General features: G+C 31.3%; 11 protein-coding genes. 1 reads left to right on the top strand and 10 read right to left on the bottom strand.

The window, feature by feature from the left end:
• Window positions 1–47 precede the first annotated feature (47 nt).
• Window positions 48–824 carry an RMD1 family protein gene (locus tag CL818_RS06385; RefSeq protein WP_286972316.1) on the top strand — a complete coding sequence of 259 codons (777 nt, stop codon included), beginning with the start codon at window positions 48–50 and terminating at the stop codon, window positions 822–824.
• A 53-nt stretch (window positions 825–877) separates the two neighbouring features.
• Here the strand turns inward: CL818_RS06385 and CL818_RS06380 are convergent, their stop codons facing one another.
• The 10 genes from CL818_RS06380 to CL818_RS06325 form a co-directional block, all read right to left on the bottom strand.
• Window positions 878–1,882 (bottom strand): mechanosensitive ion channel family protein, encoded by a 1,005-nt coding sequence (locus CL818_RS06380; protein ID WP_286972314.1) that lies wholly within the window; start codon window positions 1,880–1,882, stop codon window positions 878–880.
• A 139-nt stretch (window positions 1,883–2,021) separates the two neighbouring features.
• Complete coding sequence (locus tag CL818_RS13570) at window positions 2,022–2,405, bottom strand: TrkA C-terminal domain-containing protein (protein WP_502692218.1); 384 nt, start codon at window positions 2,403–2,405, stop codon at window positions 2,022–2,024.
• A 492-nt stretch (window positions 2,406–2,897) separates the two neighbouring features.
• Window positions 2,898–3,947 carry an ACR3 family arsenite efflux transporter gene (gene arsB, locus CL818_RS06370; RefSeq protein WP_286972310.1) on the bottom strand — a complete coding sequence of 350 codons (1,050 nt, stop codon included), beginning with the start codon at window positions 3,945–3,947 and terminating at the stop codon, window positions 2,898–2,900.
• Window positions 3,947–4,567 (bottom strand): arsenate-mycothiol transferase ArsC, encoded by a 621-nt coding sequence (locus CL818_RS06365; protein ID WP_286972308.1) that lies wholly within the window; start codon window positions 4,565–4,567, stop codon window positions 3,947–3,949. Before CL818_RS06365 ends, arsB begins: the two co-directional genes overlap by 1 nt.
• Before the next feature lie 18 nt (window positions 4,568–4,585).
• Complete coding sequence (locus CL818_RS06360) at window positions 4,586–5,056, bottom strand: DUF6428 family protein (RefSeq protein WP_286972306.1); 471 nt, start codon at window positions 5,054–5,056, stop codon at window positions 4,586–4,588.
• A 53-nt stretch (window positions 5,057–5,109) separates the two neighbouring features.
• Entirely contained in the window at window positions 5,110–5,439 is a 330-nt protein-coding gene (locus tag CL818_RS06355; RefSeq protein ID WP_286972303.1) for an ArsR/SmtB family transcription factor, read from the bottom strand.
• Between the two features lie 737 nt (window positions 5,440–6,176).
• Window positions 6,177–7,022, bottom strand: coding sequence for a helix-turn-helix domain-containing protein (locus CL818_RS06345; RefSeq protein WP_502692217.1), 846 nt, complete (start codon window positions 7,020–7,022; stop codon window positions 6,177–6,179).
• 712 nt (window positions 7,023–7,734) lie between these two features.
• The gene (locus CL818_RS06335; protein ID WP_286972295.1) at window positions 7,735–8,691 is read right to left on the bottom strand and encodes an SDR family NAD(P)-dependent oxidoreductase; all 957 of its coding nucleotides are present in this window, start codon (window positions 8,689–8,691) and stop codon (window positions 7,735–7,737) included.
• 428 nt (window positions 8,692–9,119) lie between these two features.
• Window positions 9,120–10,850, bottom strand: coding sequence for a hypothetical protein (locus CL818_RS06330; RefSeq protein WP_272973340.1), 1,731 nt, complete (start codon window positions 10,848–10,850; stop codon window positions 9,120–9,122).
• Entirely contained in the window at window positions 10,847–11,932 is a 1,086-nt protein-coding gene (locus CL818_RS06325; RefSeq protein WP_272973341.1) for a hypothetical protein, read from the bottom strand. Before CL818_RS06325 ends, CL818_RS06330 begins: the two co-directional genes overlap by 4 nt.
• Between the last annotated feature and the right edge of the window lie 254 nt (window positions 11,933–12,186).

The raw sequence follows: 12,186 nt of genomic DNA, 5'->3' as shown, positions 1-12,186 counted from the left end.
GGTAGCTCACTCAAATTAGTATCAAAATTTATTTTCTAGTTACTTAAATGTATAAGGTACAATCTTACCAAGTAGCACAAGGCATCAACATTAAAATGGTGCGTGCAAAGTTAAATTACACACTCTTATTTGCTGAAGCAGATGAGTTATTNTATCAAATTAACGATTACCAATACCTGTCTATTTTTCAATTTGGAATTGTAAGTTTTTTCAACGTNTCAGACACAGANATNAAAACGATAAAACACCAAATAAAAAACTTTGGAAGAGGACACGTAAAGGATAGTCTTACTGAAGATATTGTTGTAAAAATAACGCCAAACCTTCTTAAAGTATCCTTTAATGCTGTTGAGCTGCCTAGCTTGGAAGATGAAATGATACGTTTGGTAATGTTGCATACCTCACAATCTGTAGCANTAGATAGNTACTCTGAAATTACAGAAGNATTGNTAGACGAAGCNAATGTTCATAGTGAAGAACTGGANCGAAGTGGCCGACTTAAAATTTCAAGCAAGAACTTAAAGAAATTTATNGGGAAGACGTTAAACCTTAAAAACAGGATTTCTGAAAATCTCTATATTTTCGATTCGCCAGATGTTACTTGGGAAGACGAGCAGTTAGCAACACTAGATTATCACTTAAAACAAACATTCGATTTAAAGAACAGATACTTTGCTATTGAAAAGCGTATCACCATAATAAAGGAAAACTTAGAATTGTTTAAAGGCATTTGGGACCATAGAGAAAGCAGTACTTTAGAGTGGATTATTATCATCCTTATTGTTATAGAAGTGATTGATATGTTTGTGTTGAAGTTTTTTTAAAAAGTAAAAGCCCAAATANTACATTTGGGCTTTTTAATTAAACTAAGATTAGATTATTTCTCTTCCTCAGAAGCCTTTTTTGCTTCTTCAGCNTTCTTAGACATTGTACTTTTATGAAGTTCTCTGTCTTTGTCCTTGTCTTCTCGTGCTTCTTTTAAATCGTGAGCATTTTGTACTTCAACTTGAGTTGGGAATGGTAAATCTATTCCAGCATCATCCATTGCTTTTTGTGTGTCATGTAATACTTTAGACCACGTATGNACAACGCTTGCACGATCACTTTTTGTCCACCATCTTACTCTTATAGTTAACCAACTGTCTGCTTGATCCCAAACTAAAGTTTCAACAGGTTTTTCTGAGGTTACACCTTCAATAGAAGTAACTGTGTCTTTTAAGATTTTCATAGCTTCCATATAATTCTCATCATATCCAACACCAANGTCATATTGAGATCTTATATAGTCGTGTGCAGTTTTTACCTTAACAGAATTGTTATATACAGTGTTGTTTGGTATTACCACACGTTGTCCATCATAAGTAGTAATTATGGTAGATCTTACTTGAACTTTCTCAACAGTACCTTCGTAACCATTTACTTCAATCTGATCACCAATTTCAAAAGGCTGTCTTAANAAAATTAATATACCTGCCAACCAGTTTTGTAAGATGTCTTGAAATGCAAATCCAATGGCTACNGAAGAAACTCCTAAGCTTGCAATTAAATCTGCTGGGCTTAAATTTGGAGCCATAATNGTCAATGCCAATGCTATACCAGCAATAGTAATAAGGTATCTTGTAAATGCACCTAATAAATCTCCAAAATTGCGTCTTCCTTTATTTTTAAGACCTCGTTTAACCAATTTGCCTATCCATCTTCCTAAGTAAAGCATGATAACGAAAACGGCAATACCTACAAGGATGTTAGGAAGCGCTTTTATAAAGCCATCTAACCAAGTATCTAATTTTTCGATTATAGATTGTGGATTTACATCTATTTCTCCAGTTTCATCTTTTGGAGTGTCTTGTAAGAGTAGTATTAATTGTGGAATATTCTTCATATATGTGTTTTCTCACAAATTAATATTTTTAGATGAAGAGCACTCTTAATGAATGTTTAAAATTTGAAAGCAGCTTTTTTTGTTTTCAACCAAATTGAAGGCTATATTTAGGATTAAATTTAAAATGAATTTCCCTTAACTAATCAGGTTTAGATTCTATTTTAAATTTTTCAACAGCTTTTCTTTGTTCTTCTTTAACTACATATTTNTCGTGCTCCTCTTGNGCATAAAAGTCTTTTTTTCTGTTATACAAACTTTGTATGCCATCAGATTTTCCATAAATAGTCACTGTATCATTAGCAAGCATTTTAAACTCTCCCGAAGGTGAGCCATAGTATCCAGAATCCTTACGGTCTACGCCTAAAATTGTTATGCCTTCTTCTCGCAAGTTAAGTTCTTGTAATGTNCTGTTGCACATCCAGCCATCACTATCAACATTGGCTTCTATAACTTTAAANTCATCTTTAAGNTGCAACACCGCAGCGTANTCTTGTATTTCTAAATCGGTATAACGTTTCANCATNTTATTAATGATATTAGACAAGCCTCTNTTTACCCATTTACTCCTCACAGCCAGCCAAATTAATAGCATCCCGATTACAATAATTAAGAGGCCATACAGCCTAGAAGCAATAGTTTCTGGTAAGACAAACGTTAAGATTAAGGAAGACATTGCAGTTACAATACCAGCATTCCCAATAAGCATAAGATTATAAATAATCTTACGCCTTACGGGATGGTTCATTATGCTTTCTGTTTCACTAGTACTCATACCAGTGCCAGTATATGCAGATCTTGCTTGAAATTTTGCGCTCTCTGTAGAAAGACCTGTATGTACTAATGCTATTGCTGCAATTTTTGTGATTAGTGCAGAAATAGATACAATTAAAAATAAAGTGACAGCAGCAATCATAATGATAATGTTTTACTAGGNACTATTTATAAGTAGCATAAATGTAAAAAATATTTATGGTGAACTAATTGTAATAGCTATTTATGATTNCTTGTAAACCTATCAATTTTTAATTTTCGGGAAGTATTTCTTTCGTAGCCAAAACGATACTCTTACCAATAAGATAAGTGCNGGAACCTCAACCAAAGGCCCAATAACNCCAGCAAAAGCCTGTCCAGAATTTAAGCCAAATACTGCAATAGCCACAGCAATGGCAAGCTCGAAATTATTACCAGCAGCTGTAAATGCTACAGATGCAGTTTTATCATACGATGCTCCAGATGCTTTAGTAAAGAAGAACCCAATAATAAACATTAGAGTGAAATAAATTAAAAGTGGTACCGCTATAATTAATACATCTGTAGGAATTTTTACAATGAGTTCTCCTTTAAGAGAAAACATAACTATAATAGTAAACAGAAGTGCTATAAGCGTTAATGGTGAAATCTTAGGTATAAACACTTCNGTATACCAAGTTTCTCCTTTAAGNTTNACTAATATAACACGACTTAAAATTCCCATGACAAANGGNATACCTAAATAAATTGCTACACTTTCNGCAATAGTTGCGATTGATATATTTACAATAGCACCATCAAATCCAAAATAGGGTGGAAGTACAGTTATAAAAATCCACGCGTAAAAACTATAAGCAAACACCTGAAAAATGCTATTTAACGCGACAAGTCCTGCACCGTATTCGCTGCTTCCTTCTGCAAGATCATTCCAGACTAAAACCATTGCAATACATCTGGCCAAACCTATTAAGATTAAACCAACCATATATTCTGGGTAATCACTAAGAAAAGTGATTGCCAAAACAAACATTAGGATAGGCCCAATTATCCAATTGAGCAGTAATGAGGTTGTAAGAATCTTAGTGTCTTTAAACACCTTTGGTAGCAAGCTGTAATTAACTTTAGCTANTGGCGGATACATCATTAAAATTAATCCNATAGCAATAGGGATGTTTGTAGTGCCGCTATTAAAGCTATTTACAAATTCTGGAAATGTAGGTGAAAAGTAACCTATGGCTACACCAATAGCCATTGCTACAAATATCCATACTGTTAAATATCTATCTANGAGGCTAAGTTTTTTTGTCTGTGACATTAGGCAGTTTTTAGTTGTGTAAATACATAAAACAGTTCTGTNGCAATTTGTTTACTACGTTCTAAATATTTTTCTTCTTGTTGAGGTGTATTATCAAAAGCTTTCGGATCTTCATACGTTAATGGTAACCTTAACGCAGCACCAGCTATAAATGGGCAACCACCATCTGCTTGTGAGCAAGTCATTATTGCNGCAAAACCACTTTCAGGNTTAAACGAGTTATCCAANGTTTTAGAAAACCCTATAATTGGATGGCTATTTTCTGAATATTTGATACTGTAANGAGAATTTTCTGCATTAGACAAGTTCTCTATTTTAAAACCAGTATTTCGTAATGTTTCTAAAACTGTAGGGAAGAGAGCCGTAGCCTCTGTTCCTGCAGAGTAACTTGTAATGGTCTTAAAATTGAAATGTTGAGCAATAGTTTGTGCCCAAATTTGAGAGAGGTGACTCCTACGTGAATTGTGTGTACAAATAAATGTAATATTGGCTTCTTTGTTTTCCTTTAATTGCTGTTGTAAAAAGTCGGCTAGTTTATTTAAGCCCTCTTTACGCTCTGTGGCAATTGTAGTAGTGTCTAATGTTTCTAAAAAATTAGAGATTGGTGTGTATAAAGACATGGGTTATAGGTTTTAAGATTAGCAACAGCCGCTTCCTGGTGCACAAGAGTTTTCAGCTTGTAGTTCAGACATTTTTAATTTTGGCTTTTCTTCTGGAATACCACACTGGTCTTTAGCNAAACAATCTGTTTGTGTTGTAGTTANTTGAAATGAGTTGTTTACAAANTCCAACCCAAATTTTCCAATAGTATCTCCTTGGTATTCAACCTCTATAGGTAGATTTTCATCTATCCCTAATTTAGTTTCAGAAAGCTCAATGATATGGACTAATTTTTCAGGATGTAATCTGTGATTATAATCATCTGCATTCCAAAGTTGAAAATTCACAACTTCTTCATGGCGTACAGTGCCACCACAGTCTATAAAGTGCTTAGTAACTTTTCCAACTTCTGTAACGTGAAAATGGNTNGGTACCAAGCTACCATCTGGCAACTTAAAACTAATNGTTTCTAATGTTTGTAATGCTGATTTTATTTCTGNTAANGTCATAATATATNTTTATTTGTATATTGCAATAATACGATTAATAGAATCAAATTTTTTTAACAACAATTAGATTTTGAGACATNTTGGTTTAAAAATGTAAACATTATACTTTTCATTTTTGCCCAATTTTCTGCATCTATACAATAACAAACGCTAGTGCCTTCAACTTGACCTTTAATAAGACCTAAATGCTTAAGTTCTTTTAGATGTTGAGAAATAGTAGGTTGTGCTAACCCAATTTCTTGAACCAAGTCTCCACAAACACAGGTGTCTATCTTATACAAATGCTCAAGTATTGCTACTCTGGCAGGATGCCCAAAAACTTTTGCATATCGTGCAATTTCATTTTGGAGATCTGTAAATATTTCTGTTTTTGCTAAACCCATTAATTNTTTAATTTGTTCATTGCAATATTACGATAAATAATAATGTTATAAAACTTATTCCTAAATTTTTTACAATCGTGTTGTGTGCATTGGGGTAAATGTTGAGTTTGAAATTAAAAAAAAACTCTAAAACTAAATAATGCCTTAGAGTTTGGAGTAGTAGTATTTAGATTGAATTACTTCANATTGGTNTTGAACTAATTCTTTACTGNAGGTGAATTTATGTTGGCAGTATTTACTTCNACTAGTTTCAATTTTTTATAATANGCTTCTATTCTTGAATGTGCTGTGCCATCNACCAATAAAATAACGATTAACATTGCNATAGTTGNAATGCTTATTGCTCTCCAAGTNGGTGTACTTAAAAATATTATGANCAAGGCAGCAACTATAATTATTATAGGAATTACTTTAAAAACAATAGTTCTGTATTCTTTTAGTGTTGCTTCAGATCGTGATATCTCCGAATCTAAAAACGTTTCAGCATTTGCGTGGTATTCTTTTTCAAATTGGCTAACCCTTTGAATGTTTGTATATAATAATCCGCTACCTATAATTAGCAGTAAGATACCTGCAACCAAGGTTGGCATAATATAAGCTCTTGCAATTTCTGTTTTACCGAGTTGCCAAAACCCTATACTGGCAATTAAAAATGCAAATGCAAATAGAATAAAAAATTTAGTTGAAAAGACTTCTGCCTTCGCCCAATCTGTAGCTAGTTTTAAAAGGTCCATTGTTTAGTTTAATTTATATTTTTCTCTGTATTCTGTCGGGCTTATGCCTTCTTTCTTTTTAAATAATCGTGAAAAATAGGGTGGATATTCAAAGCCTAAATCATAGGCAACTTCAGAAATTGTCTTGTTAGGGTTTAATAATATATTCTTTGCTTCATCTATAAGATACAACTGCAAGTGTTCNGTTGAGGTTTTTCCTGTTTCTTTCTTAAGTGTATCACTCAAATAACGTTGTGAAACCGATAGTTTATCTGCAATATTCTCTATACTCGGTATTCCCTTTTCTGGTAATTGGCCAGAGTTAAAATATATATCTAATTGTTNATTAAATTGCTCCAACAGATTATTAGACAACTCTTTTCTATTTAAAAATTGCCTTTCATAAAAACGATTCGCGTATTTTAAAAGAGTGCTTAATTGCGAGATGATGATGTCTTTGCTAAATTCATCTTGGTTGTTCTGATATTCAATATCTATATTTTCAACAATCGATTCGATTTGTTTTTCCTCTTTGGGAGAAAGGTGTAAAGCTTCATTAACAGAATAGGAAAAGAAACCNTATTTTTTTAGTTGTTGAGCTAATTCTGTTCCCTTCAAAAAATCTTCATGAACGTTTATTGAAAAGCCTTTCTGTTCAAAGACTACGCTATCGTCCCATTGTAAAACTTGTCTTGGAGCAATACAAATTAAAGCTCCATTTGTAAAATCATATTTAGTTCTTCCATAGTTTAAATCTCCTTCAACATATTTTTTAAAACTAATAGAATAGCAATCATTTGCTATAGGTGGCGAACTCTCTCTTGGGCAAGGTAGGTAACCGCTGCCTTTAGAGTTAAACACGCTTAACATTGGGTGCTCTGGTCGTGGTAGCCCTAAATAATNTAAATACGATGATAATGTTTTAAAGTGTTGCATACTACTAATTTAATTCTTTTTCAGCGTTCCTAAGTTAGTAACAATATTAGCTGGNCCTTCTGGAAACCAAGATCTNATTAAAAAATTAGGAATTGAACCTATAGGAATATAATCTGCATTGTAAGTAATTTTGGTTGTTGAGTCACTAATTTTCTCAAATTCATAAATTACCTTATAAGTTTTCATTCTATCAACNTCAGATTTTTTATAATCATTNTTTACGGAAACTGCAGTAAAGATGAGTTTATCATCATCAATTTTAGTTCGACTTAGCTCAATAACAAGATCACTATTTGGTAATGGCCAAGGCGCATCAAAGAAATAGTAAGCTAACCATTGGTTGTCAGATATTTTTTTGAATTCTTCAGTTGTTGTTGTTCGCTCTATAAAATATTTATGATTGNCNGTATTAGAGAAATAANCATCTAGTTCTTCCANAGATACATTAGCAGTGGTTTGGGCAATGTAATAAAAGTGAGTTCCATTGTNCTCTTTTACTAACTCATAGTTTACAACTGTTTTTCCGTCTTTAGATTTTTCTGTAGTCCAATTTCTTTCTTGAGAAAACAATCCAAAAGAGGTTAATAGNGCTATTATGGTGATGTATTTTATGGTATTCATAATCTTAAGCTTTAGTTGAAAATAATTAAGAATTAATATTCCATTTAACGCCAGTTTCTTTTTCTGAAACTTCCCATAACTTTTTTGCCACAGNTTTATCTTTTGCATGTNGTTCTAACTTATGNGCACCTACAGGACCTGTCCAATTATTTTTNCCGGTTGGGCCATAAAATTCACTTTGATCTAGGTTTGGTTCTGTTGCACACATTAATTGTGGGTAAGCACCCTTTTCAGCTGATTGTACTAAAGGTGAAAATTTCATTAGNTGCCATACAAATCTTGTCANTAAACTNCCGCTGGTTTTTATTAAAGAAGTTTTTGAAGCACCTGGATGACANGCATACGCTTTTACATTAGTTATACCTGCTTNTTTNAGTCTGTCTTGCAATTCATAAACACACATGATTTGCGCTAACTTACTTTGNCTATAAACACCGTTTGGGCTGTAGTTTTTATCCCAGTTTAGATCATCGAATTTAATGGTCTTAATTCCCATGTTATAACCCATACTACCTACGGTTACAATTCTACCATTAGATTTTTCAATACGTGGAAATAAAAGAGCTTGTAATGTCCAATTTCCAAAATGATTTGTTCCCATCTGGCTTTCCCATCCATCAACTGTAAGTGTTTGTTTAGGGACTTGAGCAATAGCAGCATTACAGATAAGAGCATCAATTTGTGAGACCGTTTTAAGAACTTCTGCAGCAGCGTTTTTAACTGAAACTTGTTTTGCTAAATCCATCGTGATGTTAGATACTTTTATAGCATTACCAAGTTCTTGTTTTAACGTAATTATGGTGTTTTCTGCTTTTTCTGGATTACGATTAAGCATGACCACTTTTGCACCTTTAGAGAGCAATATTTTTGCAGCTTCAAAACCTGTACCGCTTGTAGTTCCTGTTATAACGTAGGTTTTTCCGTTTAAGTTATGAATGTTATCTGGAGTCCAACCTTTTTTACCGAATTGATTTGTTTTCATTTTGCCTGTTTTTTTATTTAAAAGAATAGTACAAAGATCGGTTGGTAGCAGGCTAATTACTTTATACAGAATTTCAGATGTTGTATACTTTTTGGTGTAGAGAGGTTTTGTGTAACTGAACTATTAAATACACTTACAAAGCGTTAATTATAAGTTCAAGAAAGACGTTATCCATTTCTAATGGATTTGAATGTAATTGAATGTTCTGTAGTAAAGTTAATGTGTTTGATGTGCAGGATTTTTATTTATAATCTGGTAGACCTTATGACGAAACTTATGTTTCTGTCCTGATGAGGTAAGCAAGAAAAACAATGAACAAAAAACTCTAAGATCAAAAATATGACTCTTAGAGTATAGGATAATGGTGTCTAAATTTAATAAAGATAAGAGTTGTTTTTTACCTCAGTTCTTTGTTGGCATTAGTACTTTTATATTGTCTCTAATATTTCAAAACTATTTTCAATCAATTCCTTTTGAGAATCATCGTTATCTTTTAGAAGCGCTTTTTCTTCTGTTCCATTTCCAATGCAAATCATATGAGCATTATCTTTAAATATCTCATTCTTATATTCTTCAATTTTAGAATCAATATTTTTATCATCAGCTATTGATAAAATAGTTTGAGTATCTTTTGGGAAGTTTTCATTGATAAATCTCAATATTTTATTTTTATTCCCTTGTTCAATATCTTCTTTAAATACGCTATCCAGTATAAATGGTAATCTATGAATATCACTAGTTTTGGTTAGTAAATAATTAAAAGCAAAATGATAACTTAAAACTGCAAGATGTAGTTGTACACCTTGAAATGGAAAGGATGATATTTCATATAATTGGTAGAACCTTTCTTCATCTAGTGATGGTAAACCTAGACTTGCATTATAAGTAAAATACTTGTCCTTAAATATTTTGCTCTTTTTACTTCTTTCAATAAGTATTTCTTCGTCTGTTTTATACTCCTTTAATTTTTCTTTTTCGCTTTCTAAGTCAATTGTTAATTGACCTATTTGTTTGGTTAAATTCTCAAATAGCTGAATGTTTGCTTTACTATCAAGATACCTTTCAAGTGTTAGTCCATTTTCAGAGTATTTATTAAAAGTTAGATATGAAGATTTTATGTCAGCACGATGTGATTCAATCTTTTTGTTTAAAGAATTTAATCTTGATTGTAACTTTTTGACTTTATCTTTTAATTCTCTTTGCAAACTAATTGTATCATTTTCTTCTTGAAAAAATGAATAAACATCTTCGATTTTTGAAGGTAAAATTTGAGTGCAAGTAGGACAGTTATCTTTTCCTGGTTCCTGATTTTTATGGTTTCGTTTAACTTTAGAAACTACTGATAAACGTTGATTTAGGAAAGTCAATTTATTTGAATCTGAAACATAACTGTTTTCTAAATCAAGTAAGTTGTCTTTTTTCTCCGAAATGTTAGATATAAGTTCATTTGCTTTACCTTCAAGTGTTTGGTCAATTACGTTTGCAAGTTTTAAATCTTGGTTTTCTTTTTCGACATCAGTGTAAAACCTAATCTGTTGCTGAAGTCTATTTATCTCTTTTTCAATTTTTCGTTTTTCTCCTCTATCAACAATATTCTCTATACCTATATAATAATCAAGAAAGTCTTCCTTGAAATTTTTATAAAAATTTAGGTTACTAAAGGATTTTCGTAAGTAAACCCAACCAACTTCTTGAGATACATAATAGGGTAGGAAAATGGTCTCTATTGGTGCTTCTGATATTCCACTATTTGATTCTAATAATAAATTGAAATTAAATAAGTTGTTAAAGTATTTTTTTAGTTTTACGTGTTCAGCTGAATTATCGCTACTTATACCATTAAATCTTAAAACTTTTTCGTTTTCATCTTTAATTAAAAGTGTTTCATCTTGTCTTATAAAAACGTAATTCTTTTCTTCGTGTTCTTTTTTAATTATACAATCAAGTCTTACAAAAATCTGTTCAGCTAGAATTTCGGCAAGTTTAATTTTATTATCATTAATCCCAAATGCAAAAAGAATTAGTTGAATTAGAGTACTTTTTCCTGCTGTATTTTTACCGTAAATAACGTTTAGCTTGTCTTTAAATTCGGTTTGAAAAAATTTATTGTTCTCTTCGCTGTAAACAAGAATACTATTTATATATAGGGTTGTTTTCATAAAGTATTTTTAACTTCAATATATGCTGCCGCAATTACAGCTTTAAGCTGTAATTCGGATAATGTTGTGGATCTTTCTCTATTAAATTTGGAATGATAACTTGCAATACAAGCTCTATCTGTGAAGTGTGATTTAAATATAGATTTGTTATTAACTACAAAATCAAAAATTTTATTATGTTCACTTTCATTAATGTCTTTGAACTTATCAAAGCTATTTTCATAATGAAGTTCAAACATTGTTACATCAAATAGATTGATATTAAGTTCTTCACACAATTCATCTTTTTTTTCTCTCCAAAAATCGAATGCTTTTTTCTTATTTGTTAGAATATTGATTATAGAATCTATTTGGACAGAATTAATTCTTTTTTTGTTATCGCTTAATTTTGCAACGTTACCTTGATTTAACTCCTTTTCAATTTCCATTAAAGCGAAATAAAATGAGTATAGTGCAGCTTTGTGGTCTGCAATATTATTACCAAATACAGACCTAAATTTTCCGTCAAGTTGTTCTAGTTGTGCTTTTGGTGTTCTACCTAAATCAATAAATCTAAAGTTTAAAGTATCAAAATTGGATATGTTTTCTGATGAAAAAATTACATCTTTAGAACCTTCTTCAATCTTATTTTTAATGTTTTGGTCTAAATCAGAATATTTATAAAGTTCGTTAGCTTCATTTACAAGACAAGAATATTTTTGTTTATTAACCTTGCAATTTAGTTCTATTGTATTATTTGTTGCAAAAAAGTTTTTTTGCGTAAAATTTACTGTTTTTGGATGAGGGTCATCCAAAACAGATTGACTCGTCTCTGTAATTTTTTTAATAATTTCTAATAAACCGCTGTTTGTCCATTTTGAGGATGATTTTTTAGCTTGGTAGGTCTCAATTTTCGAAAGTTCAGTATTGTCTAAATATCCAAAAATTACGTCCTCTAAATGTTCTAATATTATAAAATACTTTTGGGTTTTTAATTGATTGTATTTTTCGAGAAACAAGTAAATAGTACAATTCTTTTGAAAATCCATACCAATATTAGTATGAACTCCAGCATTTACTTCTGAATTGTAATTATTTGTCATTTAGTTTTTCTCGTATTAATGCCAACGGTTTAGTGTATGATTTCGTTGCGTGTTTAAGCATTAAAGTTAGCAAATAAATCACAGATAGAAAGTCCGCGAGGACTTTCGTAAGTAGACTCTAACTAGCAATGAATTATACACATTGTTGTAAACAGTTATTTATTTCGATTAAAGCTTGGTTTAAATTTTCTTTTGACAATTAATTTTCTTTTGTAAATCAAAAAGAAAAAATATCCAATGTAACTGAATATCAA

The sequence above is a fragment of the Croceibacter sp. genome (genome assembly GCF_002716225.1).
Classification (GTDB): domain Bacteria; phylum Bacteroidota; class Bacteroidia; order Flavobacteriales; family Flavobacteriaceae; genus Croceibacter; species Croceibacter atlanticus.
The sequence above is the reverse complement of the archived record's forward strand: the minus strand, read 5'-3'. Positions and strand labels throughout refer to the sequence as shown.

Coding starts and splice junctions, on each gene's coding strand:
- CL818_RS06325 (WP_272973341.1), bottom strand. CDS start 11,932: ATGACAAATAATTACAATTCAGAAGTAAATGCTGGAGTTCATACTAAT.
- CL818_RS06330 (WP_272973340.1), bottom strand. CDS start 10,850: ATGAAAACAACCCTATATATAAATAGTATTCTTGTTTACAGCGAAGAG.